29 protein-coding genes and 1 tRNA gene are annotated in these 23,585 nt (G+C 60.4%); 11 read left to right on the top strand and 19 right to left on the bottom strand.

Translation table 11 applies throughout. The features are described 5' to 3' along the window. The first annotated feature begins 6 nt into the window (after window positions 1–6). On the top strand, window positions 7–1,209 hold the full coding sequence (locus QZ498_RS06325) for a UbiH/UbiF family hydroxylase (RefSeq protein WP_294620892.1): 1,203 nt from the start codon (window positions 7–9) through the stop codon (window positions 1,207–1,209). A 4-nt stretch (window positions 1,210–1,213) separates the two neighbouring features. Here QZ498_RS06325 and QZ498_RS06320 read toward each other — a convergent pair whose 3' ends face one another. The 3 genes from QZ498_RS06320 to QZ498_RS06310 all read right to left on the bottom strand — a co-directional run bounded on the left by QZ498_RS06320 (window position 1,214) and on the right by QZ498_RS06310 (window position 3,355). After that, window positions 1,214–2,341 carry an aminotransferase class V-fold PLP-dependent enzyme gene (locus tag QZ498_RS06320; RefSeq protein WP_294620891.1) on the bottom strand — a complete coding sequence of 376 codons (1,128 nt, stop codon included), beginning with the start codon at window positions 2,339–2,341 and terminating at the stop codon, window positions 1,214–1,216. Window positions 2,342–2,444: 103 nt separating this feature from the next. Beyond that, window positions 2,445–2,903 (bottom strand): Lrp/AsnC family transcriptional regulator, encoded by a 459-nt coding sequence (locus tag QZ498_RS06315; protein WP_294620890.1) that lies wholly within the window; start codon window positions 2,901–2,903, stop codon window positions 2,445–2,447. Further along, on the bottom strand, window positions 2,900–3,355 hold the full coding sequence (locus tag QZ498_RS06310; RefSeq protein WP_294620889.1) for an Lrp/AsnC family transcriptional regulator: 456 nt from the start codon (window positions 3,353–3,355) through the stop codon (window positions 2,900–2,902). The genes QZ498_RS06315 and QZ498_RS06310 overlap by 4 nt, the downstream gene beginning before the upstream one ends. A 128-nt stretch (window positions 3,356–3,483) precedes the next feature. On the opposite strand from QZ498_RS06310, the gene ilvC reads away from it, so the two are divergent. Both ilvC and QZ498_RS06300 read left to right on the top strand, forming a co-directional pair. After that, window positions 3,484–4,506: a ketol-acid reductoisomerase gene (ilvC, locus tag QZ498_RS06305; protein WP_294620888.1), complete on the top strand. Its 1,023-nt coding sequence runs from the start codon at window positions 3,484–3,486 to the stop codon at window positions 4,504–4,506. Window positions 4,507–4,840: 334 nt separating this feature from the next. Further along, complete coding sequence (locus QZ498_RS06300) at window positions 4,841–5,722, top strand: DMT family transporter (RefSeq protein WP_294620973.1); 882 nt, start codon at window positions 4,841–4,843, stop codon at window positions 5,720–5,722. A gap of 119 nt (window positions 5,723–5,841) precedes the next feature. On the opposite strand, the gene folP is transcribed toward QZ498_RS06300, so the two are convergent. From folP to QZ498_RS06270, 6 genes are all read right to left on the bottom strand, one after another. Further along, complete coding sequence (folP, locus tag QZ498_RS06295) at window positions 5,842–6,855, bottom strand: dihydropteroate synthase (protein ID WP_294620887.1); 1,014 nt, start codon at window positions 6,853–6,855, stop codon at window positions 5,842–5,844. A gap of 131 nt (window positions 6,856–6,986) precedes the next feature. Continuing rightward, window positions 6,987–7,919, bottom strand: a complete 933-nt coding sequence (locus tag QZ498_RS06290) for a dihydroneopterin aldolase (RefSeq protein ID WP_294620886.1) — start codon at window positions 7,917–7,919, stop codon at window positions 6,987–6,989. A 294-nt stretch (window positions 7,920–8,213) separates the two neighbouring features. Beyond that, complete coding sequence (ctaD, locus tag QZ498_RS06285) at window positions 8,214–9,887, bottom strand: cytochrome c oxidase subunit I (protein WP_294620885.1); 1,674 nt, start codon at window positions 9,885–9,887, stop codon at window positions 8,214–8,216. 212 nt (window positions 9,888–10,099) lie between these two features. Next, on the bottom strand, window positions 10,100–10,492 hold the full coding sequence (locus QZ498_RS06280; RefSeq protein ID WP_294620884.1) for a cytochrome C: 393 nt from the start codon (window positions 10,490–10,492) through the stop codon (window positions 10,100–10,102). A gap of 272 nt (window positions 10,493–10,764) precedes the next feature. Next, window positions 10,765–11,418, bottom strand: coding sequence for a lipoyl(octanoyl) transferase LipB (gene lipB, locus QZ498_RS06275; protein WP_294620883.1), 654 nt, complete (start codon window positions 11,416–11,418; stop codon window positions 10,765–10,767). Window positions 11,419–11,421: 3 nt separating this feature from the next. After that, a complete protein-coding gene (locus QZ498_RS06270; RefSeq protein WP_294620882.1) occupies window positions 11,422–12,180 on the bottom strand; it encodes a LytTR family DNA-binding domain-containing protein in 759 nt (252 codons plus the stop codon). A gap of 151 nt (window positions 12,181–12,331) precedes the next feature. On the opposite strand from QZ498_RS06270, the gene QZ498_RS06265 reads away from it, so the two are divergent. From QZ498_RS06265 to QZ498_RS06255, 3 genes are all read left to right on the top strand, one after another. Continuing rightward, on the top strand, window positions 12,332–12,826 hold the full coding sequence (locus tag QZ498_RS06265) for a DUF2306 domain-containing protein (RefSeq protein WP_294620881.1): 495 nt from the start codon (window positions 12,332–12,334) through the stop codon (window positions 12,824–12,826). A gap of 60 nt (window positions 12,827–12,886) precedes the next feature. Further along, window positions 12,887–12,973 (top strand) — tRNA-Leu (locus tag QZ498_RS06260). A 140-nt stretch (window positions 12,974–13,113) separates the two neighbouring features. Then, on the top strand, window positions 13,114–13,698 hold the full coding sequence (locus QZ498_RS06255) for an exopolysaccharide biosynthesis protein (RefSeq protein ID WP_294620880.1): 585 nt from the start codon (window positions 13,114–13,116) through the stop codon (window positions 13,696–13,698). Here QZ498_RS06255 and QZ498_RS06250 read toward each other — a convergent pair. The 5 genes from QZ498_RS06250 to QZ498_RS06230 form a co-directional block, all read right to left on the bottom strand. Beyond that, on the bottom strand, window positions 13,695–13,880 hold the full coding sequence (locus QZ498_RS06250) for a DUF3008 family protein (RefSeq protein WP_294620879.1): 186 nt from the start codon (window positions 13,878–13,880) through the stop codon (window positions 13,695–13,697). The genes QZ498_RS06255 and QZ498_RS06250 overlap by 4 nt on opposite strands. Window positions 13,881–13,948: 68 nt before the next feature. Beyond that, window positions 13,949–14,089 (bottom strand): entericidin A/B family lipoprotein, encoded by a 141-nt coding sequence (locus QZ498_RS06245; RefSeq protein ID WP_294620878.1) that lies wholly within the window; start codon window positions 14,087–14,089, stop codon window positions 13,949–13,951. Window positions 14,090–14,158: 69 nt separating this feature from the next. Then, entirely contained in the window at window positions 14,159–15,931 is a 1,773-nt protein-coding gene (locus QZ498_RS06240; protein WP_294620877.1) for a sensor histidine kinase, read from the bottom strand. Continuing rightward, a complete protein-coding gene (locus QZ498_RS06235; protein ID WP_294620876.1) occupies window positions 15,928–16,482 on the bottom strand; it encodes an RNA polymerase sigma factor in 555 nt (184 codons plus the stop codon). The genes QZ498_RS06240 and QZ498_RS06235 overlap by 4 nt, the downstream gene beginning before the upstream one ends. Further along, window positions 16,479–16,625, bottom strand: a complete 147-nt coding sequence (locus tag QZ498_RS06230; RefSeq protein WP_367117633.1) for a NepR family anti-sigma factor — start codon at window positions 16,623–16,625, stop codon at window positions 16,479–16,481. Before QZ498_RS06230 ends, QZ498_RS06235 begins: the two co-directional genes overlap by 4 nt. Before the next feature lie 143 nt (window positions 16,626–16,768). On the opposite strand from QZ498_RS06230, the gene QZ498_RS06225 reads away from it, so the two are divergent. Beyond that, entirely contained in the window at window positions 16,769–17,587 is an 819-nt protein-coding gene (locus QZ498_RS06225) for a response regulator (protein ID WP_294620874.1), read from the top strand. A gap of 96 nt (window positions 17,588–17,683) precedes the next feature. Here the strand turns inward: QZ498_RS06225 and QZ498_RS06220 are convergent, their stop codons facing one another. Continuing rightward, window positions 17,684–17,845, bottom strand: a complete 162-nt coding sequence (locus QZ498_RS06220; protein ID WP_294620873.1) for a DUF1328 domain-containing protein — start codon at window positions 17,843–17,845, stop codon at window positions 17,684–17,686. A 171-nt stretch (window positions 17,846–18,016) separates the two neighbouring features. Here QZ498_RS06220 and QZ498_RS06215 point away from each other — a divergent pair, with 171 nt between their 5' ends. Both QZ498_RS06215 and QZ498_RS06210 read left to right on the top strand, forming a co-directional pair. Next, complete coding sequence (locus QZ498_RS06215; RefSeq protein WP_294620872.1) at window positions 18,017–18,346, top strand: hypothetical protein; 330 nt, start codon at window positions 18,017–18,019, stop codon at window positions 18,344–18,346. A 3-nt stretch (window positions 18,347–18,349) separates the two neighbouring features. After that, window positions 18,350–18,715 (top strand): phage holin family protein, encoded by a 366-nt coding sequence (locus tag QZ498_RS06210; protein ID WP_294620871.1) that lies wholly within the window; start codon window positions 18,350–18,352, stop codon window positions 18,713–18,715. Here the strand turns inward: QZ498_RS06210 and QZ498_RS06205 are convergent. Beyond that, the gene (locus QZ498_RS06205; protein WP_294620870.1) at window positions 18,712–19,107 is read right to left on the bottom strand and encodes a hypothetical protein; all 396 of its coding nucleotides are present in this window, start codon (window positions 19,105–19,107) and stop codon (window positions 18,712–18,714) included. The genes QZ498_RS06210 and QZ498_RS06205 overlap by 4 nt on opposite strands. Window positions 19,108–19,193: 86 nt before the next feature. On the opposite strand from QZ498_RS06205, the gene QZ498_RS06200 reads away from it, so the two are divergent. After that, window positions 19,194–19,925: a Crp/Fnr family transcriptional regulator gene (locus QZ498_RS06200; protein ID WP_294620869.1), complete on the top strand. Its 732-nt coding sequence runs from the start codon at window positions 19,194–19,196 to the stop codon at window positions 19,923–19,925. A gap of 4 nt (window positions 19,926–19,929) precedes the next feature. Here the strand turns inward: QZ498_RS06200 and QZ498_RS06195 are convergent, their stop codons facing one another. From QZ498_RS06195 to QZ498_RS06185, 3 genes are read right to left on the bottom strand one after another with little or no spacing between them, the layout of a single operon-like run. After that, the gene (locus QZ498_RS06195; protein ID WP_294620868.1) at window positions 19,930–21,591 is read right to left on the bottom strand and encodes a mechanosensitive ion channel domain-containing protein; all 1,662 of its coding nucleotides are present in this window, start codon (window positions 21,589–21,591) and stop codon (window positions 19,930–19,932) included. A gap of 53 nt (window positions 21,592–21,644) precedes the next feature. Continuing rightward, complete coding sequence (locus tag QZ498_RS06190) at window positions 21,645–22,136, bottom strand: pyridoxamine 5'-phosphate oxidase family protein (RefSeq protein ID WP_294620867.1); 492 nt, start codon at window positions 22,134–22,136, stop codon at window positions 21,645–21,647. Continuing rightward, window positions 22,136–22,336 (bottom strand): CsbD family protein, encoded by a 201-nt coding sequence (locus tag QZ498_RS06185; protein ID WP_294620866.1) that lies wholly within the window; start codon window positions 22,334–22,336, stop codon window positions 22,136–22,138. The genes QZ498_RS06190 and QZ498_RS06185 overlap by 1 nt, the downstream gene beginning before the upstream one ends. A 106-nt stretch (window positions 22,337–22,442) precedes the next feature. Between QZ498_RS06185 and QZ498_RS06180 the strand changes: the two genes are divergently transcribed. Continuing rightward, window positions 22,443–23,513 (top strand): AI-2E family transporter, encoded by a 1,071-nt coding sequence (locus QZ498_RS06180; RefSeq protein WP_294620865.1) that lies wholly within the window; start codon window positions 22,443–22,445, stop codon window positions 23,511–23,513. Window positions 23,514–23,585: the final 72 nt, after the last annotated feature.

Here is a 23,585-nt window from a genome sequence, read left to right as displayed (position 1 = left end):
CAGCATATGACCACAAAAGATGTCGACATCGTCGTATCCGGAGGGGGTGTTGCTGGCCTGTCAGCGGCGGCGATTTTCGGGGCGGCGGGGTTTTCCGTTGTCTGTGTTGATCCCGCACCACCGGTTATGGAGCGCGATGCGCAAGGCTCTGACCTGCGCACGACGGCCTTTCTGCAACCTTCGCAGAGCCTGCTGGATCAGGCCGGTGTCTGGGCGCGTTTGGCGCCCCATGCGGCGGATTTGCAGATCATGCGGATCGTCGATGCAGGTGGTGACGCGGCAGAGCCGCGCATCGTCAAGGAGTTCGACGCCTCTGACATCTCGGAAAACCCCTTCGGCTGGAACCTGCCCAATTGGCTTTTGCGGCGCGAATTGGTGGCTCATCTGGAAAGCCTTGAAACGGTCGAGTTCCGCCCGGGTGCCGGGTTCAAATCGCTCTTCACCCGTGAAAGCGAGGCGCGTGTCGAACTGACGGATGGAACACGCCTGCGCACCAAGCTCCTCATCGCTGCGGATGGACGCAATTCGCCGGTGCGGCAGGCTGCGGGTATTGACGTCAAGACCACGCGATATGGGCAAAAAGCGCTTGCTTTCGCGGTGACGCATCCGATCCCCCATGCCAATGTCTCAACGGAAATTCACCGGTGGGGCGGGCCGTTCACACTTGTCCCCTTGCCGGATCACGAAGGGCGACCGTCCTCTGCGATCGTTTGGATGGAAGAGGGACCCGAAGTCAAACGGCTTGCCAGCCTTCCAAAGCAAGACTTCGAACAGGAAATGAACGAGCGGTCTTGCCTGCTTTTCGGCCCTCTGGAGTTGGCCTCGAACCGCACTGTCTGGCCGATCATCAGCCAGTTGGCTGATAGCATGTATTCCGAGCGCGTGGCGCTTGTGGCCGAGGCGGCACATGTGGTGCCCCCCATCGGCGCACAGGGGCTGAACATGAGCCTTGCGGATATGCGCGTTCTCCTTGAGTTGGCGCAAGCCGCGCCCGAGCGTTTGGGCGATGCCAAGATGCTGGCCGACTATCACCGCCGCCGCCACCTTGAGGTCAAAGCGCGGGTGACTGGTATCGATGTATTGAACCGCGCTTCGATGATGCGCGCCAAGCCTTTGCGCGATGCGCGTGCCATGGGACTGAACGCAATTTATTCAATGGCACCGGTGCGCAAGACCCTGATGCAACTGGGCCTTGGCGCACGCGGCTAAGGGCCTAGAGAACCTTGTCGAGCACAGCTTTCAAGCGGTTCAAACTGCCGTCGACATCATAGAGTTTATCCAGCCCGAAAAGACCAAGCCGAAAGGTGCGGAAACCCTCGGGTTCGTTGCATTGCAGGGGGACGCCCGCAGCGATCTGCACCCCTTCCGCGGCAAACTTGCTGCCGTTCTGGATATCGGGGTCATCGGTATAGCTGACCACCACGCCCGGTGCGCCAAACCCTTCGGCTGCGACCGAGGTGATACCCTTTTCGGACAACATCGCGCGCACGCCGTTGCCCAAGGCCCATTGCGCCTCGGACAGCTTTTCAAAGCCGTAGTCCTTGGTTTCCAGCATGGTGTCGCGGAAGGCGCGCAAGGCATCGGTGGGCATGGTGGCGTGATAGGCATGACCGCCGTTTTCATAGGCTTGCATGATCTGGTGCCATTTCTTGAGGTCGATGGCAAAACTGTTCGAGGTGGTGTTTTCCAACCGCTGAAGCGCGCGGTCCGACATCATCACAAGCCCCGCCGAAGGCGAGGCCGACCAGCCCTTTTGCGGGGCGGAAATCAGGACATCCACGCCGGTTGCTTGCATGTCGATCCAAGCGCAGCCCGAGGCGATACAATCCAGCACCATGAGCGCACCGACCTCATGTGCCGCCTTGGCCAGTTCGGTGATATAGTCATCCGGCAGGATCAGACCGGCCGAGGTTTCGACATGCGGAGCGAAGACAACATCGGGCTTGGCTTCGCGGATTTGCATACAGACCTCGTCAATCGGGGCGGGGGCAAAGGGGGCCTTGGGGCCATTGCCGGTTTGACGTGCCATGCAAACGGTTGTGTCCGATGTGAATTGGCCCGCGTCGAAAATCTGGGTCCAGCGGTAGGAGAACCAGCCGTTGCGTACGATAAGGGCATGGGCCTCGTTGCCAAACTGCCGCGCGACCGCCTCCATCGCATATGTCCCACCGCCGGGGACCACCGCCACGGCATCGGCCTTGTAAACCTCCTTCAGCATGCCGGAGATATCCGTCATGACCCTTTGGAAGGTTTTGCTCATGTGATTAAGTGAGCGATCAGTAAAGACAACGGAAAACTCCAGAAGCCCGTCAGGGTCGATGTGGTCAAGTAGGGCGGTCATTCTTGTCTCCTGTGGGTCTGCATCTACCAGACAGATGATCCTAACACGCGGCGTGAGTCCATGCGTAGATGCGACACGTCGCGTGCGGATGTCGTCAGACTCGTTAGCCGATAGGCCCCGGGAGGCGCTCCTCGCTGAGCAGGACATTGGCCTCGATGTCGCCGACACCGGGCAGCATCATCAACCTGCGCCGGAGCACCCGTTCAAAATCCGAGATGTCGCGCGCCACGACGCGCAGTCGATAATCGTAAAGACCAAGTATATGTTCCACGGTCTGGACCTCGGGGATGGCCGAAACCGCGCGCTCGAAATCCTCAAGGCTGACGCGCCCCTTGGTCGCCAGCTTGACGCCTAGAAAAACCGTAACGCCGAAGCCGAGTTTTTCCGCATCCAGATCAAGGCGTTGCCCCCGGATCACACCGCTGTCGCGAAGCCGCTTGATGCGTCGCCAGGTTGCGGGTTGCGACAGACCCAGTTTGCGGCCAAGGGCACTGGCGCTCTGCGTGGCATCATGTATGAGTTCGCGTAGCAATTGGCGGTCGATCGTATCCAATTCTATCATAAGGGCAGCACCTCGTCTGACTTCAGGCGCGCCACATGCATGAGGGCTTCGATATCCGCGATATGCGGTAGGGTCAGGATCGCGGTGCGGTAGATGTGCTGGTAATGCTGCATATCTCGCGCGATGATCGAAAGGCGCAGATCGACCCGGCCCAGAAAAGACTGAATTTCAACGACTTCTGGAATTTGTCTGGCCTGTTCTGTGAAGTCTTCGAAGGCGCGGGGCTGTGTTTTGTCCAAAGTGACGCGTAGGGACACCTCGACTTCATAGCCAAGCGCGTGCCAATCAATGACCGCATGGTTGCCGCGGATGACGCCGTCGGCCTGCAACTTGTCCAAGCGACGCGCGCAGGTGGCAGTTGTCACATTGGCACGTTCGGCCAATTCCGCAGGGGAAAGGGCCGGATCGTGTTGGTAATGGCGCAGGATGCGCCGATCTGTGTCGTCAAGCATGAAATTTTCAAAAAAACAGGTTATGACGAATGATTATCACATGAAAAGGTCTAATCAAGCTGATTTTGTCCGGCTTGCTTTGGTAAAATGGCTAGGATGGCGACATCCAAGCAGAAAAGGAGAGCGCCATGCGCGTTTATTATGATCGCGATTGCGATATCAACCTGATCAAAGACAAGAAAGTCGCCATTCTGGGTTACGGCAGTCAAGGCCACGCCCACGCCCTGAACCTGCGCGACAGCGGTGCCAAGAACCTTTGCGTGGCCCTGCGCGAGGGCTCGCCCTCGGCCAAGAAGGCCGAAGCTGAGGGCCTTGAAGTCAAAGAGATTTCCGAAGCGGCAGCCTGGTGTGACGTGATGATGTTCACCATGCCCGACGAGCTTCAGGCAGAGACTTACAAAAAATACGTGCATGACCACATCAAACCCGGCGCGGCAATTGCCTTTGCCCACGGTCTGAACGTGCACTTCGGCCTGATCGAGCCGAAAGAAGGCGTTGACGTGATCATGATGGCTCCGAAAGGCCCCGGTCACACCGTGCGTGGTGAATACGTCAAAGGCGGCGGTGTGCCTTGCCTTGTGGCCGTGGACACCGATGCCTCGGGCAAAGCCTTGGAAATCGGCCTCAGCTACTGCTCGGCCATCGGTGGCGGCCGGTCGGGCATCATCGAGACCAACTTCAAGGAAGAGTGCGAAACCGACCTCTTTGGTGAGCAGGCGGTGCTGTGCGGCGGTGTTGTCGAACTGATCCGCATGGGCTTTGAAACCCTTGTTGAAGCGGGCTATGCCCCTGAAATGGCTTACTTTGAGTGCTTGCACGAAGTGAAGCTGATCGTTGACCTGATCTATGAAGGCGGCATCGCCAACATGAACTACTCGATTTCGAACACGGCCGAGTATGGTGAATATGTCAGCGGTCCGCGCGTTCTGCCATACGAGCGCACCAAGAAAGAGATGAAGGCGATCCTGCACGACATCCAGTCGGGCAAGTTCGTGCGTGACTTCATGCAGGAAAACGCCGTGGGTCAGCCCTTCTTCAAAGGAACCCGTCGCATGAACGACGCCCACCAGATCGAAGAAGTCGGTGAAAAGCTGCGCGCGATGATGCCGTGGATTTCGGCCGGCAAGATGGTCGACAAAGAAAAGAACTAAGATTCAATATCTTGGAAGATAAACTTGATCCGGCCCGTCATGGGCCGGATCAGCAAGAAAATCCTTCAGATACACCTATTTGAAGCTGTGCTTGGCTTCGTTGCGATCCTCGTCCTCGGGGTGGTCACGCATGACGCGCAGACCTACGAGGGCCATGATGGTCAGGGTCACGATGGGTATCACAAAGGTATTCATGGTATGCTCCTTTCGTTGCTTACCTACCCATTCACCTGGGGCAGGCAGACGTCAGGAAAACCGAGACGTCCTGTCACGGGGGTGCAAGGCATTGACTAAAAACGAAAATCCGCCGGAGATCACCGCGCAAAGCTGGGTGATGGTCGGGGCCTTGGGCCTGATCTGGGGCGCGACCTTTATGGTGATCGAGCTGGCCTTGGAGGGGATCACCCCCTTCTGGTTGGCGGCCGCGAGGATCGGATTTGCGACCCTGTTGATGATCGCTTTCTGGGGCTTTCGCGGGTTTAAACTGTTCGCGGAACCTATTGGAAAACAAGTTTTTTCCAGGCTCATCATCATTGGAGCCTTATCATCGGCCATTCCGTTCATGCTGCTGAGTTGGGGACAGCAATTCGTGACCTCGGGCTTTGCGGGCGTTTCGATGGCCGGGGTCGCCTTGATGGTTTTGCCCTTGGCGCATTTCTTGGTGCCGGGGGAGCGGCTAACGCTGCGAAAGACCTTTGGATTCGTCATAGGCTTTGTTGGGGTCGTGGTCTTGATTGGTGGTCAAGCCTTTGAAACAACAGGAGAGTTCTGGGAGCCCTTTGGCCGTTTGGCCTGTCTGTCGGCCGCGGCTTGCTATGCGCTGAGCTCGGTTCAGATGCGGCTTTTGCCGGAAGTGGACTCTATCGGTTTGAACGCGGTGACCCTTTTGATCGGGGCGGTCATCGTAATTGCGGCGGCTTGGGCTGTTGAAGGGCCGCCACCAAGTGTGAGCCGTAACACATTGTTCGTATTGCTTTTTCTTGGTCTCGTGCCAACCGCCGGGGCCAGCCTGTTGCGGGTTTTGGTGATCCGCACGGCGGGGCCGGTGTTTATGAGCCTCGTCAATTATCAAGTGCCGGTCTGGTCGGTGGTCTTGGGCGCATTGATCCTGTCGGAACCCTTGCCGCCCAGTCTTTTGACGGCTTTGGCGCTTATCCTGTGCGGCGTCGGATTGAGCCAATACGGGGCGTTGAGCCGATTGTTCAGACGGCTTTGACTATCGTACGAGGCGTACGCTTACCCCCGGAGTTTCGTACGAAAATCACCGGCCCTTCGCAGGGTGTCGTACGAGTCGTACGAAACAAACCGATCATCCCTTGACCTGATACCGCTGGGTCAGCTTGCCTGACCCAATGTTGCCGCCTGCCAGAGGCGCAGCGCCTCGGCGGTTTCGCGTACATCGTGGATGCGCAGAAGCTGCACCCCTTGGGCGACCCCGGCCAGTGCCACGGCGATAGAGCCGGGGGCGCGATGCCGGGCCTCTTCGGTGCCGCCGAGGGTGCCGATGAACCGTTTGCGCGAGGCCCCCAGAAGGATGGGACAGCCCAGCGAATGGAAGAGCGCGAGGTTTTGCAGAAGCGTCAGGTTATGGTCCAGCGTCTTGCCGAAACCGATGCCGGGGTCGGTGATGATTTGGGCGCGGGGGATGCCAGCGGCTTCGAGCGCTTTGATGCGATCCTCAAGGTAGTCGTAGATGTCCAGCGCCACGTTATCGTAGCGCGGATCGACCTGCATGATGTCGGGCGTGCCTTGGGCGTGCATGACACAGACCGGCAGGCCGGCTTCGGCGGCGAAGGGGGCGAGGGCGGGATCGAAGGTGAAGCCCGCCACATCGTTGATGAGGTTTGCCCCGGCCTCATGCGCGGCGCGGGCCACAGGAGCCTTGCGGGTGTCGATTGAAATGGGCACGGCGGAGGCTTCGCGGATGGCCTTGATCACGGGCGCGGTGCGGCGGATTTCCTCGTCAATCGCCACTTCCTTGGCGCCGGGGCGGGTGGATTCGCCACCGACGTCGATGATGCTGGCCCCTTGGGCTTGCATGGTGGCGGCATGGGTGATGGCGAATTGGCGGTCGTAATTCTCGCCACCGTCCGAGAAACTGTCGGGCGTGACGTTGAGGATGCCCATGAGGTGCGGGGCCTCAAACCCCAGTCCGGCGATAGGCGCACGGGGGGCAGTGAGGCGCTCCCGCGCATCGGGGGGCAGGTCGGCGGCGGGCATAAGGCGCGCGGGCGCATCGCGGTAGAGCACCTCCACCGTGTCGAACCACGTCCAGCCGCCAGCGAGCGTCAACGCGGCCTCGGGGCGGGCGTGGTCGGTGCGGGGGATAGGGCGATAATAGGCGGTCATGGGCGGTGTCCTGTGAGGGTTTGCCCCTTTATCGGCGCGTGGTGCTTTTGGTCAAGCCAAGCGCGCGCTCATCAGCCCTGACGGGCTTCTTCGCGAGGAGCGATAGCGATGAGCGCGCCCGGTTGGGTGGATCACAGGCCGGATTGCGCGATGTCTTGCACGAGCACCGGGACAGGGGCCTTGCCCTCGGGCGGGGTGGCCCCGATGAGCAGCAGATCGGAGGCTTCCATATGGCCCGCAAACCATGCGGCGAGGGCCACGGGGTCGTCAGGGCCGGTCTCGGGGCCATCGACGGCGTCGAGCACGATTTTGGACGGCGCCCAGACACTGATCTGGCCGTTTTTCATGGCCCAGTCGAGTTCTGTTCGGGTGCCCACCACGACGCAGCGGTCATCGCGGCCTGCCAGAACCCAAGCGTTCTGTTCCAGCGCCAGAAGGTCGACGCGGCGTTGGGTCATGTTATGGCCGGTTTTCGGCGAGGCCAGATCGGCATGGCCGACGCAGAGGATCACCGGCTCGGCCCGCGCTTCAAGCTGATCGAGCCAGCGCCCAAGGTTGGGCGACAGGATGGCCGGGTTGGTGAGATACACAACATGCGGGTGCGGGGTGGTATCGGCGTGAGGCGTCACCGGCTTGGTGGCGAGGTCTTCGACCGAGCGGACGATTTCGACGCCCAAGGCGCCGGGGCCACGATCCAGCTTTTCGATACGGACGAAGGTGCGCACTGCTTGCGGTTCCCACAGGATGCGTTCGGCGATGCGGTCGGCGAGGGTTTCCAGGAGGTTGAGCCGCTCTTCGGCGAGGGCCGCCTCGATCGCTTCGGTCACCTTGTCGTAGCTGAGGATGCGGTCGACATCATCATCGAGCGGGTCGGTGATGGGGCGGACTTCGACCACCACGTTGAAGCAGACGCGTTGAGTGACGCCACGTTCGGCCTGAAAGGCGCCGATCTCGACCTCGACGATATGGTCGCGGACCGAGATGCGATCCAGCGGGCCATCGGGAGCGGTGGCATCGGCGCGGGCGGCGGGGTGTTCGAAGGCGAGGCGGATTTCGTTGGACATGTGTTCTTCCTGCGTCTGGTGCGGGCGGGGTAGCACGAGGGTGCACGGGCGGGGAAGGGGGAATGCGACAGGTGGAGGGGCGAGGGCGGCAGCCCATACCCAATTCGAGGCTGAATGCGCTTGTGTTGCGGTTTTTGCGCGGTCTGCATCCTGTCGGTATCGCGTCGGTGTTGGGTGTTTGGCGCCTTTGCGTAAACAGGGCGTACGGTCAAGCCGACCAAAAGCCTGCCTCGTAACGCAACAGGCCCCGGAGTTCATTCCGGGGCCTGTCTATCTTGTCATATTCGCCGTGGCTTAGTGTGCCGGTTGCTTGTCCCATTCTTCCTGTTTGGGAAGCGTTTCGAACGTATGCTCCGGCGGCGGGCTGGGCAGGGTCCATTCCAGCGTGTCGGCGTATTCGTTCCAGGGGTTCTTCTCGGTGGTGCGGGCACCACGGGTCAGCGCATAGATGACCACGCCGAAGAAGAACACGAAGCTGGCGAAGCTGATGAAGGCCCCGATCGACGACCAGTAGTTCCAGACCGCGAAGGCCTCGGGGTAGTCGATGTAACGGCGCGGCATGCCCTGACGGCCCAGGAAGTGCTGGGGGAAGAAGGTCAGGTTGGCGCCGATGAACATGGCCCAGAAGTGCAGCTTGCCCATCCATTCGGGGATCGTGCGCCCGGTCATCTTGGGGAAGTAGAAGTAGATCCCCGCGAAGATGCCGAAGACGGCGCCAAGGCTCATCACGTAGTGGAAGTGCGCCACGACATAGTAGGTGTCGTGATAGGCGCGGTCGACGCCGGCCTGTGACAGCACGATGCCGGTCACGCCGCCCACGGTGAAGAGGAACAGGAACCCGAAGGCCCAGAGCATCGGCGTTTTGAACTCGATCGAGCCGCCCCACATGGTGGCGATCCAGCTAAAGACCTTCACGCCGGTGGGCACCGCGATGACCATGGTGGCCAGCATGAAGTAGCTTTGCTGGGTCAGGGACATGCCCACGGTGTACATGTGGTGCGCCCAGACGACGAAGCCCAGGAAGCCGATGGCGATCATCGCCCAGACCATCGGCAGGTAGCCGAAGATCGGTTTGCGGCTGAAGGTGGCGATCACGTGAGAGATGATGCCGAAGGCCGGCAGGATGATGATGTAGACCTCGGGGTGACCGAAGAACCACAGGATGTGCTGGTAGAGAACCGGGTCACCACCGCCTGCGGGGTCAAAGAAGGTCGTGCCGAAGTTACGGTCCATCAGCAGCATGGTGATGGCACCGGCCAGCACCGGCAGGGCCAGAAGGATCAGCCATGCGGTCACGAAGATCGACCACGCGAAGAGCGGCACCTTGAAGAGGGTCATGCCCGGGGCGCGCATGTTCAGGAAGGTGGTGATCATGTTGATGGCACCGAGGATCGAGCTTGCGCCCGAAACGTGCACCGCAAAGATCGCCAGATCCATCGAGAAACCGGCCTCGGTGGTGGAAAGCGGCGGGTAGAGCACCCAGCCCACGCCTGAGCCCAACTGACCGTTGCCGCCCGGTGTAAGCAGCGAGGCCACGCCCAGCGAGGTCCCGGCCACGAAAAGCCAGAAGCTGAGGTTGTTCATCCGCGGGAAGGCCATGTCGGGCGCGCCGATTTGCAGCGGCATGAAGTAGTTGCCGAAGCCACCGAAGAGCGCCGGGATCACCACGAAGAACATCATCAGGACACCGTGATAGGTGATCATGACGTTCCAAAGGTGGCCATTGGGGGTACATTCACCCGCCGCGGCCGCGGTGAAACGAGCGCCTTCAAGGCACATGTATTGCACGCCGGGCTCCATGAGCTCCATGCGCATGTAAACGGTGAAGATAACCGAAATCAGGCCGACGATTGCCGAAGTGACCAGGTAAAGAAGGCCGATGTCCTTGTGGTTTGTGGACATGAACCAACGGGTGAAGAACCCGCGCTGATCTTCGTGCTCGTGGCCGTGAATGGCTGCGTCTGCCATTGTGTGCCTCCTGCTGATGGTCTTTGAGCACACGAATCCCGTCATCGCGTGCCCGCTATCTATTCAGGTTTTAGAATGGCAGGCGGGGTAGGGCAATGCGCGAGTTTGACCCAGATCAAATAAATTTGTCGCACCCCGGGCTTGCAAGGGCGGCGCACAAGAAAAGGGGTCCGGCGCAGGCCGGACCCCTTCAAGCATTTGTTCGGGAATGGTTATTCCGAGAAGGTCGCCAGATAAGCGGCGATGTTCTCGCCGCCTTTGCGCAGTTTGAAGGTCATTTTCGAGCGGCCGCCGATGAATTCCGAGGGGTCGGTGATGTATTCGACGATGTTTTCTTCGTTCCAAACCACGCCCTTGTCAGCCAGGGCAGCGTGATCCTTGGAATAGCGGTAATCCTCGACCGTGCCGGCGGTACGGCCGATGACGCCGTAGAGGTTGGGGCCAACAGGCCCGCCCCGGACGATCATTTCGCCATCAGGGGCCTGGATCATGTGACAGGCCTTGCATTGGCGGAAGTCTTTTTCACCCTTGGCGGCGTCGCCTTCGGCAAGGGCGGGGGCGGCGAGGGCCAGCATGGCGGCTGTAGCGGTCAGAAGCGTTTTCATTGTGAACCTCTTGGTTTTCTGGGTTGAACCGGGTGGTCCTGCAGGTACTGCGCGTTTGGCGCGACTGAAACGTAAGCTAGCGCGGGGCGCAAGCGCGACTTTCGGGTGAATTGTCGCATCCGGGACTCAGGATTTGGCGGGTTGCCAAAAGGCGCGGCTTGCGCCGCACAGGTTTAAGCGCGCTTATGCGCGCCGACAAAGGGGCGCTGCCCCTTGGTTGAAAATGGGATTTTCAACCTAACCCCGGGATATTTCAGGCCAGAAGAAAGCGATCAGGGATTTGGAAAGCTGTCGGGGAAGGTGCGTTTCAGGGCAACGTCGAGGTCATCCATGGTGACCGGCAGGCCGAGGTCGACAAGGCTGGTCACGCCGTGTTGGGTGATGCCGCAGGGCACGATGCCTGTGAAATGCTCGAGATCGGGTTCGACGTTGATGGAGATGCCGTGAAAGGAGACCCATTTGCGCAGGCGGATGCCGATGGCGGCGATCTTGTCCTCGGGTTTTTCGCCCGCAGCGGTCAGCGGTTTGTCGTCGCGCTGCACCCAGACGCCGACGCGGCCGTCGCGAATCTCGCCGGTGACGTTGAACTGGTCCAGCGTGGCGATGACCCAATGTTCCAGGCTTTTGACGAAGGCGCGGATATCGCGGCCGCGTTTGTTGAGATCGAGCATGATGTAGATCACACGTTGGCCCGGGCCGTGGTAGGTATATTGCCCGCCGCGTTTGGAGGGGTAGACGGGGAAGCGGTCGGGATCGGTGAGATCGGCCGGGTTGGCGGAGGTGCCGGCGGTGTAGAGGGGCGGGTGTTCGAGCAGCCAGATGCATTCATCGGCCTCGCCGCGGGCGATGGCCTCGGCGCGGGCTTCCATTTTCTGCACGGCGTCTTCGTAGTCTGTGAGGCCGGGGGAGGTGATCCATTCTACCATTGCTTATCGGGGCAAGAGCCCAGCCTTTTTGATTTTGGGGAGATGAGCGCGGCTTACCGGGATGTCGGGGCCGTGGGTCATGCTCAGGATCGCGCGATCGCCTTCGCGGCGGGCGCTTTGGACCTGCTCGAAGCTGACCCAATGCGAGCGGTGAACCTGTGTGCCGGTGGCGGTGGATGTTTCGCGGATGGCATCGGCCAGACGCATCAGGACAAGGGCCTCGCCCTTGGTGGTGCGGATGCGTACGTAGTGATCTTCGACCGAGAGCGACACCAGAGGTCCGCGTTTGTCGAGCGGCAGGCGGTCAAGCAGGGCGGGCGGGGCATCTGGGGCTGCCGCCGTGTCTGGGATCATGGCTTGGGGCGCGCTGGCGGGGGCGGCGGAGGCTGAAGAGGCAAGGGCCAATTGGATGATCGTTGACACGATGGCCGCGATCACCAGCACATTGGCGGCGAGGGTGATCAATTTTGTGCCCGTGGCCCAATAGCCAAGCGCCAAGCCATTGAGCAGATAGACGATTGCGAAGACCGCGAGCCCGGTCAGGGGCGCCGCAATGGCGATGCGTTTGGGCAGGCTCAGGGGGGCTATGCGCGCGGCCAGCAGGCTGACGGTATAGCCTGCACAATAGGATGAAAGAACCAGCGTGAGCCAATAGGCCAACCGGGGCAGGGGACGCATTGCCGTGTCTGTCTCGAAGGGCGCGACGAGCGTGAGGATCACGGCACTGCCCAAGAGCGCGCTGATCCGGGCGGGTTGGCTCATATGCGCCCGCCATTCACGAAGCGCGGAGTGCGGGGCGTTGGTATTCACGAAGCTGTCTCGTCATCTGGGCAATAGGACTGGCCCGGGCGGGCAGGTCCGGCCAAACCATAGGCAATCGTCACTACAGAGACAATTCGAAAGGCCTTGGCGCATGACACTCGATCCGATTTTCACCGCAGATATTGCCGTTCAACTTCATATTGCCTTTGCTTTGCCAGCGGTCGGTTTGGGGCCGGTGGTCTTGTTCTGGTCGAGGCCGGGGATCTGGCACAAGCGGCTTGGTTATGCATGGGTCATCGCCATGGCCGGGCTGGCGCTGAGCGGGTTTTTCATACCCAGTGCGATGGGCTGGCTGGGGTGGTTCGGGCCGTTGCATTTGTTCTCGGGTCTGACCTTGTGGAGCCTGTGGTATGGCATTGCCTTGGCGCGCGCCGGGAATTACCGCGGGCACCGGGCGACCCTCGAGGGGCTTTGGTTTGGCGGTAACGGGGTCGCGGGGCTTTTGACCTTTATCCCGGGCCGGACCATGAATCGCGCGGTTCTGGGGCCGTTTGCGGACTATGGGTGGTGGGTGATTGTCCTTGGGGCGGCGCTGCTTTTCGCGATCTGGGCCAAACGCAATCTGACCCCAGTCAAACTGGCATGATTTTCTGCTTGAGGTGAGGCGGGCTTTTGTCTAAAGACCCGCTCACCAAGTCAAGACAGTGCGGTCGTGGCGGAATTGGTAGACGCGCAGCGTTGAGGTCGCTGTGGGGTAACACCCGTGGAAGTTCGAGTCTTCTCGACCGCACCATATTTTCCCGGATCATTTGTGATTTGCCGATCTGTGCGGCCCCTTCGCGGGCCGCTTTGCCCGTATTTTGCGGTGTCGGGGGAACGAATGTGTAGATGGGGCGTTGGGCCGGGAGAGTTTCTTTTTCCAAGGAGAGTGCTTTGCGCGCTTCGGCTTATCCGCAAACGGCGAGTGATGTGCTGCGAGAGGCACATGACGCGGTTGATGGTGAAACCTCCACTGTGGGGGAGCTTATCGATGCGCTCGGTGTCGCGAGTTACACGCCGCTGGTGATGTTGCCGTCGCTGGCCTTGGTGTCACCGTTGAGCGGGATTCCGGGGTTCACGGCGCTCTTCGGGGTGCTGATCGCGGCGGTTTGCGCGCAGCAGATCATGGAACGGCCCAGCCTTTGGCTGCCGGGATGGATCAAGCGGGCCGAAATGAGCTCGGACAAGGCGCGCCGCGCCCTGTCTTGGCTTGTTCGTCCGGTCGGGTGGCTGGACAGGGTGACGCGGCGGCGATTGCATGGGCTGGTGACGCCCCCCTTGGTGCGATTTCCGCAGGGCGTTTGCTTGGTTCTCGGCCTGATCATGCCGCTGTTGGAACTCATCCCCTTTACATCGTCGATCGCGGCGGCGGTCATTGCGGTCGTGACGACAGGCATCTTCATGGGCGACGGTTTGCTGGTGCTGATTGGCTTGATCTGCGCCGGTGCCATTGCCGGGGGCTTTGCTGTGTTGGTTTAGTCGTCGGCCCGGTCCGGTATGTCCTCGTGCGAGGTGGAGGCAAAATCCTCGAGTTCTTCTTCGGTCATGGTCTCGTACATCTCCTTGGCCGCCCCCCGCAACTCCGAGACCTTGGTGTCTCCACGTTTGGCGGCGAGGGCGGCGCCAGCGGCTTTTTGCTGGGCTTCTGATCGAGCGGGCATGGGGGTTTCCTCTTGGCTTGTGGCAAGAAAAAAGCGCTGTCCGTGGGTAGGCCGGACAGCGCGTCTTGTTAGCTATCTGCCTCTTGTGCGGTTTCGGAAATCGACTCGCCCGTGTTTTCGATGTCTTCACCGGCGCCTTCGATGGTTTCGCAAGCGGTGACGAAGGCCAAGGCAAGAAGCGAGAGTAGCGAAATGCGTGTGCGTAGCATGGGAACCTCCACTGTAGTTGCTGCCAAGTGAACGTCCGGGAGCCGTGAAAGTTCCATGAATTCCGGCCTCTAGTCGGATTCGGATATCTCGTCTTTCTCCTCCTCCTCGCCTGCGTGCCAGGCAAGCGGGAAGACGACGTGCAATTCGAAGCGATTTGGCAGATCCTGGATGTCGATCGTGCCGTTGAGTTGCGCCGCGAAGGATTCGATCAGGCGGGATCCAAGGCCCGAGCCATCGGTTTCTTCGTTGGTTTCATCGCTGTCGGTCCCGGCGCGGGAATTCACGATGCTGAGGCAGAGGTTGCCATCGTCCTGAGACTTGAGGGCAATGTTGATCCAGGCCTCGCCTTCATCGGTGACGCCGCAGTATTTGACCGCGTTCATTGCCGCCTCGGTCGCCAGCAGCGAGAGGGGGACGGATTGATCGGGGTTGATCTCGACCGGGTCCAGTTCGGTCGACACGGTGATGCGCTGACCGGATTCCTCCAATGTGCCGACGATAACCAGTTGCTGGATGATGTCTTCGAGCAGCTGGTCGGCCCGCAGCGTGGACAGTTTACGGGCCAGATAGAGGTAACGGTGTATCGCGGATAGCGCCATGACCCGGTCTTGCACGCGGCGCAGGAGGCGCTGGGCCTCGTGGCTGTGCGTGGCGCGGATCTGCATGTTCATCATGCTGGAGATCAGTTGCAGGTTGTTCTTCACGCGGTGGTGGACCTCGCGCAGGAGAACGGTTTTTTCCCGCAGGTCTTCCTCGCGGCGGCGCTCCTGTTCCGAAAGGCGGCGGATCATGGTACGGAAGCTGTCGGCCAGCACTTCGAGTTCCTCTGGCGCGCCATTGAGGCGGACCTGGTCGAAGTCGGTGGTGCGGCCGCTTGCATAATCGCGCATCCAGCCGCGCAGGCGGCGGATGTTGCGCAGAACAAGGCGGTGCACGCCGATGTAGGCGACCGCTATGGCGGTGATCCAAATGATGATCGGGAAATAGAGCGCCATGACGTGATGGTAGGCTGGAACGTCGAAACCGCGATCTTGGGGCATCCAGCTTCCGAGGACGAAAACGCGGTCTTCGACGATGGAAGAGACCGCGAAATCGCGCAATTCGCCTTCCCGGCTCAGGGTGCGGAAGGTTTGCTGTCCGGAGGCGGCGAGGTCCTGAAGGTTCTGGTTGTCTGGCAGAACGGCGCGGCGGAAATCGGTCAACCCCTCGGTCGCGATGAGATCACCGTCATTCCGGAAGAGGACGAGATTGACGTCTTCGCGGGTGAACGACAGGGCCGTGTTAAGAGCGCTGATGGGGACCGTGATCCAGATCGTGCCGATTTGGCGCGGTCCGTCGACCACCGGCGCCGTGACATTGAGGGTTGCGACGCCGCCCAGAAATTCCAGCGGTTGCATCAGCACCTCGGCCTTGGTGGTGTCCAGTGCAGGCAGGGCGTTGAGCTTGTCGTTATCATCGTCGCCAAGCGGCTTGGAGGTGCAGATCAGGCCGCGTTGTTTATCGCGATATCCGGCGAAGGTGAAGGTGCTGGACCGTTCGACAACCTTGGACATGACCGTGTCGCAGGTGGCTTCGTCGGTGCGCAGGGCAGGCACTTGGACGGCAAGGGTTTGCGCCGCGCCGATGGCCGAGCGGATCACCTCGCGGCTTTCCGAGACAGCCCTTTGAGTGCGCGCGAGAAGGGCGGCTTCGGACAAGGATTGCCGTTCTTGGAGAACGTTGTTGGTTTGGTATACCGAGATCAGCCCCAGCGGCAGGATTGCGATGCTGAGCACCAAAACAAGTTGTGCAGCAAGGCCCGGGCGCAGGGCGCGCCGCGGCGGCGCGGATTTGTTGCTCATGAAGCGTTGGTACCCTGAACAACGGCCATCGTGGCGGCGTCGGTCATTTCAAGTTCGTCGTCGTCGTCAATTTGCATCAGCTCGGCCAAGCGCTTCCGGGCCCGGTTGGTGCGGCTCTTGATCGTGCCGACCGCGCAGCCGCACATTTCGGCGGCATCCTCGTAGGAAAATCCCTCGGCCCCAACCAGCACCAGCACCTCGCGCTGCTCGTCGGTGAGTTGCGCGAAGGCGTCGCGAAAGTCGGTCATGGCCAGGTGGCCGTCATGTTCGGGCTTTTCCGACAGCTGGCCGGCCATTGTTCCATCGGGGTCTGCGACCTCGCGGCGGCGCTTGCGGTAAAGCGAGTAATAGGTGTTTCGCAGGATGGTGAAAAGCCACGCCCGCAGGTTCGTGCCGGGTGTGAACTTGTCAAAATTGCTCCAAGCCTTGACGACGGCATCCTGCACAAGGTCATCGGCCGTCGCGGAATTGTGCGTCAAGCTCATGGCAAAGGCGCGCATGGCCGGCAAATGCTCGACCAATTCATCTTTGGGATCGGTGTGTGAAGTCACGAGTCATCCTCTGGCGAGGTGTCGGATTTGTCGCGCTCTTTCTGGCGCAACTGGTCTAGCAACTTGGTGAAACGGTCGGGCAACGGCTCGTTCGCGGTGTCCGAATAGACGCGCCGAAGGTTTTCATCGATTTGCTGCTCCAAGCTGGAAGTCCTGCGTTTGTTTGCCATTGTGCCGGTTTTTCTGCCATCATCGCGCAGGCGCTTTTTTGCGCCGCGTCGGGAACATAACACGCTTGGCGGCGTTCGGTTCCATACAGAGCAGCATTTTTTTTTGAGGACTCTCTATGACAGATACCAACCCCGAGCCCGATCTTGCCCAGACCATTGGTGAGGAACTGCCATACCTTCGGCGTTACGCGCGGGCCTTGACCGGCAGTCAGCAGACCGGTGACCATTATGCCGCCGCAACGCTTGAGGCGCTTTTGGCCGATCAGGACGTGTTCGACCAGGACCTTTCGCCGCGTGTGGCCTTATTCAAAGCCTTTCACGGTATCTGGATGTCGTCCGGTGCCCCGGTCGAAGAGCAGACCGAGGGCGAAACGGCCGAGGCGCGCGCCCAGTGGCGCTTGACGGATTTGACGCCCAACACGCGCGAAACCCTGTTGCTGCACAGTATCGAAGGCTTCCAGACCAGCGAGATTGCAGTGATCCTTGGTGTATCACCCGATGAGGCAAGCGAGCTTCTGTCGATCGCGCGGCGTGAGATGACCGGGGATATCAAGGGCCGCGTCATGGTTATCGAGGACGAGGCGATCATTGCCATGGATATCATGGCCATCGTCGAAAGCCTTGGCCATAGGGTGACCGGGAACGCGCGTACCCGTGACGAGGCTGTGGAACTGGCGCGGCGCGACCCGCCAGAGATGATCCTGGCCGACATTCAATTGGCCGACAAATCCTCTGGCATTGATGCGGTCAACGATATCCTGAAGGAGCTGGGCGATGTGCCTGTGGTTTTCATCACCGCCTTCCCCGAGCGCTTGCTGACCGGGGAACGGCCCGAACCGGCCTTCCTGATTTCCAAGCCATATTCGGAAGAACAGGTGCTTTCGGCCGTCAGCCAAGCGATGTTCTTCGCCAGCACCGAGACATTGCGCGGATAACAAAAAGCCCCGCGCACCGGATGCGCGGGGCCTTTTTGCATGTGGGCGGATGGTTTGACTTCGACGGCCATTGCTCCAAGCGCGCGGCTTGAAGGGCTATCCGCGCACAGCCCGCATCACGAGGGCCGCCACGAAGAGCACGAGGAAGATCACGAAAAGGATTTGCGCGATCCCGGCCGATGCGGATGCAATGCCGCCGAAACCGAATACGCCGGCGACCAGAGCGACGATGAAGAATAGAAGTGCCCAGTAAAGCATTTGTGCCTCCATTGGTTGATTGCGCTTGCGGGTAGAACCCTTTGCCGACCCGAAATGTTCCAAAAAAAACGCCAGTCACGGTGCCCGGCCACTATTTCGCGGCGTGGCGGGAACAAGCCGATGCGCGGGCGCGTTGGCCTGTTGAACACTCATTTGATTGGAGGTTTTTAGATGGCACAGGCCAAGTCGAACAAAGCATCGCCGCAACAGGACATTGAGCAACTCAACGAGCAAATCGTGAGCCTCAAGCAGGACATCTCGGAGATTTCGCAAACCCTTTCGGAGCTTGGAAAGTCGTCACGCGCCGCTGCGGGTGAGCAGGTGCGTGAAACGGCGGCGCATGTTCGCGATGCGGGTCAGGAACACCTGCACGCGGCGCAGTATCGGGCCGAAGAAATGGGCCAACAGGCCGCCGATACGGTGCGCAATCAGCCGGCGGCTTCGGTCGGGCTGGCGGTTGGCCTTGGCTTCCTGCTGGGCTTCATGACCGGGCGGAAATAAGCGATGATTGGCATGTTTTCCGCAATGGGGGATCGCTTGCGCCGGGCGGCGCGGGCGACAGCCTTCAGCGTTATGGGCGTGGTTTTCGGGCTTGTCGGGCTTGGGTTCCTGACGGTTGCCCTGTGGATCGTCCTGGCCGCCCAGGAAAGCGCGCTTGTGGCCTATGCGGCCATAGGGGCGCTTTATGTCGTCTTGGGGTTTTGCCTGATGGCCTTGGGCGCACAGAAGGGGCAAAGCCCCGACAATACCGCGCCGGAGGCGCCCGAGCGCACCCGGCAGGACCCGACAAAAGACCCGATCGTGCAGGTGGCCGAAGGCTTTGCCGTAGGGATGCAAGCCGGCAAGGCGATGCGCGAAAACCGCGATTAATCCTTGTCCGGCGGGCCGAGCAGCGCCTCGCGGATCATTTCGTCGGTGAACGGGCGCACCAGCATCGACCACCCTCGCGCAACGGCGTTTTGCGCATCGTCCTCACCAATGGTCAGGACGATTCGCGCGCCATGTTCGGCCAAGCGGCGATCAAGGCCCATTTCGAGCACCTGCGCATAACGCATTTCCAAGAAGGCCGCCGAGACGCGGATGTCGGTATTGAGGTGGCGGGCGAGGTCTTCTGCATCATTGACGTGAATCGTCTCGCAGGGGCCCAGGACCTTGAGGGATCCCGCGATATCCTCGGCAATCAGGGAATCGCGTTCCAGAACAAGGAAGACAGGGGGCCTTTGCTCGTTTGTTGAGCAAGAGGTTGTCACGTCGCCACTCATTGATTCTTTCTCCAGCAAAAGCCGATTTGTGAAGCATAATTGGTTCAGGGGCATTAAACTATGACATAACCAAAGGAGAAAAATTGATGGTGGTTTCTTGCCATAGCTGTCCGCTGCGCCGCAAATCGGTCTTTACGCAGATGACCGACAGTGAGGTCGCCTTCATGCAAAAATTCAAGACTGGCGAACTTGAGGTCGAGGCGGGTTCGACCCTGATGATGGAAGGGTCGAAGAGTCCGCAGCTTTACACCGTGCTGGAGGGTATGGGCCTGCGTTACAAATCCATGGCGGCGGGCGACAGGCAGGTCATCAACATCGTCTTGCCCGGCGATTTCGTGGGGCTGCAAGCGGGGATCATGGACGAAATGCAGCATTCGGTGGAGGCAACGACCGCCATGACGTTGTGTGTCTTTGACCGCAAGAACCTGTGGAGCTTGTTCCGGGATCAACCCGAGCGCGCCTATGACCTGACGTGGCTTGCGGCCGTGGAAGAGCACCTGTTGGGCGAGGCCTTGGCGATGCTGGGCCATATGGACGGGCTGCAACGCATCGCGCGTGCCTTCGTGCGGATCTACATTCGTGGAAAAGCGCTGGGCCTCGTACAGCAGGGCGCAATGCCCTTGCCCTACAAGCAACAGGATCTGGCCGATGCCTTGGGGCTTTCGCTGGTACATACCAACAAGACGCTCAAGAAATTGCGCGAAGACGGCGTGGCGGTCTGGCGCAACGGTGTGCTTGACATCAAATCTTATGAAAAGTTGTGCGAGATCGCGCAGATCGAAACCGATGGCAAGGCGGTCGCGCGGCCATTGATCTGAGGCATCAGCCCGAGACCGCGGCGGCGCGGCTTTCGTCTGAGCCGGTGATCCGTTCGCGTGGCCACCAGTCGGGGTGGTTTTCGCGGATGTAGGACAAGAGCCCTTCGCGCAGGCGCATTTCGGCTTTCCAGCCGGTCGAGGGGTCTGGCGCCATGGCATAGCAGGTGACCTCTTGGCCGCGGTCGCTATGCGAGGTGACGTAGCAGGACAGGTTTTCGTGGTCGATAACGCCATCGTCGGCCTTGGCCAATTCAATGAACTTGTCGCGCAGGATATCGGTATCGGCACGGTGATCCAGCACAAGGGGGATGGCGCGCAAGATGCGGGCATCCGTGACCGACCAGTTCTCAAAGGGTTTCGAGACGAAGTGGCGCACCGGAACGATGATCCGGCGCTCGTCCCATGTGCGCAGGCGCATGAAGGTGTAGAAGATGCTTTCGACATAGGCCCAATCGCCTTCGAACAGCACGCTGTCGCCGATGCGCACCGGCTTTGCGAGGGCGATTTGCAGCGAGGCCATGATATTGCCGAGGACAGCCTGGCCGGCGATGCCCAGAAGCACGGTCAGAACACCGGCGGAGGCCAAGAGCGTCATGCCGATGGAATCAAACAGGTTGAGCCGGGCAAGGACATAAAGCGCGGCGAACCCCACCATGAGAAGCACGATGATCCGGCGTAGCGCGTAGATCGAGGTGTAAAGCTCGCGTTTGTCGAGACTGCGGGTATCGTCGATATCACCAACATAGCGCTGGGTGATCCGATCCAACAGCGCATCGACGATGCGCAGCGCCGCGACGCCCACGCCCGAGGCCATGACAATCACCAGCATGGGTTGCACGATGCTGGTGACCGGGCCGGAGAAGGACACCGCGAGGCTCAGCACCAGTTGCGCGACCACGGCCACGGCGAAAAGCGCCAAGGGAAAGCCCGCGCGCGAGAAAGCATGTTGCAGGAAGGCGTAGGGGGCCTTGCGCGACAGGGCGGTGACGACCGTATTGACCAACCAGCCGATGGCGATCAGCAGACCGAACATGACCGGCAGCGCCACCCATTCCCAGATGCGTAGCCCGCCGAGCTGTTTTTTCATTTCACGGGGGATGACTCTTTCAAAGGCGCGGGGGCCATAGGCGTCATGCAGGGCAGGGACGTCAGCGACGGTTTGCGGGGTGAAAAGCCAAACGGCTTCCTGGTTTTCGCCCGCCTTGTAGCGCGCGATGCGGATTTCATAGGCGCGGCCATCGAATTCGAAAAGTTTGATGCCCAGATCACGGCGCACCTCGCCGGGCGTGTTTGAGTTACCGGCGGTTTGTTCCACCTTGGCATCGGGCCGCGAGGGGAGGTCGGACCAATCGACCCAAACCCGGCGGTCGAGCACCTGGTAGAGTTGCTGGGCAATCTGTTCGGCCCTCTTGGCCTGTTGGCTGTCCTCGATCTGATTGAGATTGAGGACATGCGCAGCGGCACCGAAACGGTCCTGTCTGCCGTTCTCGACGAAGGCGCGCATGGCCGCGCGTGGTGTTGTCAGGTTGATGCTCTCGGGACGCGGACCCAGTCCTTCGTTCAATGACTCGGCGTCATACCAAGCGCCTTGATCGTCTTGCGCAATGACGCTTGTGCAAAACAGCGCCATGGCGAGAACGATCAACTTTTTGCATAGTCGTCCCATGCAGCCCAAACGCCCAAGCGGGCGTTTGGTTCCGAGCGATACATGGGGACCGGTCAGGACAGGCTTACCATCTCGTGGCTACCCAGATCGGGTTGCGGTTTGTCACCGAAGGCCGAGCGGGCAATTTCGGCGGCGAAATGTGTTTTGCCGACGTCTACCGTCCAGATTTCTGCGTCCTCCGGGGTCAACTCCAGCAGGATCGCGTCTGATTCCTCCGGGCCACCTTCGAAAAAGGCCGAGGCGAATACGCTCCAGAGAGTGTCGAGCTTGTCCTTGTCATGGCTGACCCTCAGCGTGCCGCGGATGCAGGCGTAAAAGCGTTCATCAGCGCTTTGAATCGTGAAATGCGCCTTTCCGGACCCGCCTTCCATCTGCGCCAGTTGATTGTCAGAGGCGCAGAGAAACCAGATCGTGTTGCGTGCCTCGTCGATATGGGGCGTCATCGGCCGCATGTGCATGGTGGTGCCTTCGAGGCCCAGCATGCCAGCCGATTGATCATCAATACGTTGCCAAAGCTCGTGTTTCAGGTTGGTCTTGTCAGCCATCACGACACCTTCTGCACCCAGCGGTCGATCTCTTGCTCGGCTTCCTCCTTGGTGCGGCCGTATTTCTCTTGGAGGAGACCGACAAGTTTCTCGTGTTGGCCCTGAACCGCATCAAGCTCTTGATCGGTAAACTTGGCCCATTCGGCGCGGGCGCTGCCCTTGAGCTGGTTCCATTTTCCGGTGATTTCATCCCAGTTCATGAGTTTGTCCTTTCTGCTTTGCTTTTCGAACACTCAACGTTCGGGCGGGCGCATTGTTCCTGTGCGGGCCAAGGGAACTTCCGCGCGTCGGGTGCGTTCAACCCTCATGCTCAATCAACGCTCCTCGGGCGATCCGGTATTGCGGGTGGCCGTTATCGTGATCGCCGTGACCCTCGGGTTCGGGGCTCTCAAATTGGCTGCGGATATTTTTGCGCCGATGGTCCTTGGCATTGTGGCGGCGGTGATCCTGTCGCCGGTCACGGAAGTCTTTGAGCGTTGGGGCCTGCCCACGGGGTTGGCCTCGGCCATCGTACTGGTGCTCGGGATTTCCGGTCTTGCCATTCTCATCGTGCTGATCGAGCCCGTCGTGTGGCGGGTGATCGAGGAATTGCCCAGCATCAAGTGGGAGTTGCGCGCCATAATCGAGGAGTTCCGCACGCTGGTGCGGGGGCTTGACGCGGTCAACCGTGAGGTCGAGGAGGCGCTTGGCACGGAGGCAGAGAGCGGCGGCGAGGGCGAAGGCGGACCAAACCCGATGCCGACGGTCAGCGGGACATTGTATCTTGCACCCGTTGTGGTCGCGCAGGTGTTGATCTTTGGCGGGACGCTGTTCTTTTTCCTGCTGACACGTAAAGGCATTTATCAATGGTCGGCCCGCTGGATCGGGGATTCGAGCGACACCGCGATCATCCTGAACCGCTTTACCACCGCCGAACGCCTCGTCGCGCGGTATTTCCTGACGATCAGTATCGTGAACGCCGTTCTGGGCACGGTACTTGGGACGGCATTGGCCCTTATCGGGCTGCCGGGGCCTATCATCTGGGGGGTCAGCGCGGCCTTGCTCAATTTCATTCTTTATGCCGGGCCGATGGTTGTCGTGGCCGGTTTGTTGCTGGCTGGGGTGATTGCCTTCGAGGGTTTGATGATACTTGCCCCGGCGGCGATTTTCCTGACGATCAACATGATCGAAGCGCAATTCGTGACGCCCGCGATGGTGGGCAAGCATGTTGCGGTGAACCCCTTGTTGGTATTCGTATCATTGGTGATCGGTCTATGGATCTGGGGGCCGATTGGCGGGGTCGTGGCAATCCCCGTGCTGGTCATCGTGCTTGTCATGCTGGATATTTTCGACGTCGACAACGATGTCGATGAAAAGACCGTCGAGACACTCTCTTGAACCATTTCCCCGGGCATGCCCGGGAACGGCGTTGCGATACCGCGCACGAGGCTGGAGTCCCAGCCCATCAGA

The organism is uncultured Roseovarius sp. (assembly GCF_913057115.1).
GTDB lineage: Bacteria > Pseudomonadota > Alphaproteobacteria > Rhodobacterales > Rhodobacteraceae > Roseovarius.
This window is presented reverse-complemented; position numbering and strand designations above follow the sequence as displayed.

Coding starts and splice junctions, on each gene's coding strand:
- QZ498_RS06215 (WP_294620872.1), top strand. CDS start 18,017: ATGGCACAGGCCAAGTCGAACAAAGCATCGCCGCAACAGGACATTGAG.
- QZ498_RS06210 (WP_294620871.1), top strand. CDS start 18,350: ATGATTGGCATGTTTTCCGCAATGGGGGATCGCTTGCGCCGGGCGGCG.
- QZ498_RS06225 (WP_294620874.1), top strand. CDS start 16,769: ATGACAGATACCAACCCCGAGCCCGATCTTGCCCAGACCATTGGTGAG.
- QZ498_RS06240 (WP_294620877.1), bottom strand. CDS start 15,931: ATGAGCAACAAATCCGCGCCGCCGCGGCGCGCCCTGCGCCCGGGCCTT.
- QZ498_RS06280 (WP_294620884.1), bottom strand. CDS start 10,492: ATGAAAACGCTTCTGACCGCTACAGCCGCCATGCTGGCCCTCGCCGCC.
- QZ498_RS06195 (WP_294620868.1), bottom strand. CDS start 21,591: ATGGGACGACTATGCAAAAAGTTGATCGTTCTCGCCATGGCGCTGTTT.
- QZ498_RS06315 (WP_294620890.1), bottom strand. CDS start 2,903: ATGATAGAATTGGATACGATCGACCGCCAATTGCTACGCGAACTCATA.
- ilvC (WP_294620888.1), top strand. CDS start 3,484: ATGCGCGTTTATTATGATCGCGATTGCGATATCAACCTGATCAAAGAC.
- QZ498_RS06205 (WP_294620870.1), bottom strand. CDS start 19,107: ATGAGTGGCGACGTGACAACCTCTTGCTCAACAAACGAGCAAAGGCCC.
- QZ498_RS06265 (WP_294620881.1), top strand. CDS start 12,332: ATGACACTCGATCCGATTTTCACCGCAGATATTGCCGTTCAACTTCAT.
- QZ498_RS06270 (WP_294620882.1), bottom strand. CDS start 12,180: ATGAGCCAACCCGCCCGGATCAGCGCGCTCTTGGGCAGTGCCGTGATC.
- ctaD (WP_294620885.1), bottom strand. CDS start 9,887: ATGGCAGACGCAGCCATTCACGGCCACGAGCACGAAGATCAGCGCGGG.
- QZ498_RS06190 (WP_294620867.1), bottom strand. CDS start 22,136: ATGGCTGACAAGACCAACCTGAAACACGAGCTTTGGCAACGTATTGAT.
- QZ498_RS06320 (WP_294620891.1), bottom strand. CDS start 2,341: ATGACCGCCCTACTTGACCACATCGACCCTGACGGGCTTCTGGAGTTT.
- QZ498_RS06310 (WP_294620889.1), bottom strand. CDS start 3,355: ATGCTTGACGACACAGATCGGCGCATCCTGCGCCATTACCAACACGAT.
- QZ498_RS06245 (WP_294620878.1), bottom strand. CDS start 14,089: ATGCTACGCACACGCATTTCGCTACTCTCGCTTCTTGCCTTGGCCTTC.
- QZ498_RS06220 (WP_294620873.1), bottom strand. CDS start 17,845: ATGCTTTACTGGGCACTTCTATTCTTCATCGTCGCTCTGGTCGCCGGC.
- folP (WP_294620887.1), bottom strand. CDS start 6,855: ATGACCGCCTATTATCGCCCTATCCCCCGCACCGACCACGCCCGCCCC.
- QZ498_RS06290 (WP_294620886.1), bottom strand. CDS start 7,919: ATGTCCAACGAAATCCGCCTCGCCTTCGAACACCCCGCCGCCCGCGCC.
- QZ498_RS06200 (WP_294620869.1), top strand. CDS start 19,194: ATGGTGGTTTCTTGCCATAGCTGTCCGCTGCGCCGCAAATCGGTCTTT.
- QZ498_RS06325 (WP_294620892.1), top strand. CDS start 7: ATGACCACAAAAGATGTCGACATCGTCGTATCCGGAGGGGGTGTTGCT.
- QZ498_RS06185 (WP_294620866.1), bottom strand. CDS start 22,336: ATGAACTGGGATGAAATCACCGGAAAATGGAACCAGCTCAAGGGCAGC.
- QZ498_RS06300 (WP_294620973.1), top strand. CDS start 4,841: ATGGTCGGGGCCTTGGGCCTGATCTGGGGCGCGACCTTTATGGTGATC.
- QZ498_RS06250 (WP_294620879.1), bottom strand. CDS start 13,880: ATGCCCGCTCGATCAGAAGCCCAGCAAAAAGCCGCTGGCGCCGCCCTC.
- QZ498_RS06180 (WP_294620865.1), top strand. CDS start 22,443: ATGCTCAATCAACGCTCCTCGGGCGATCCGGTATTGCGGGTGGCCGTT.
- lipB (WP_294620883.1), bottom strand. CDS start 11,418: ATGGTAGAATGGATCACCTCCCCCGGCCTCACAGACTACGAAGACGCC.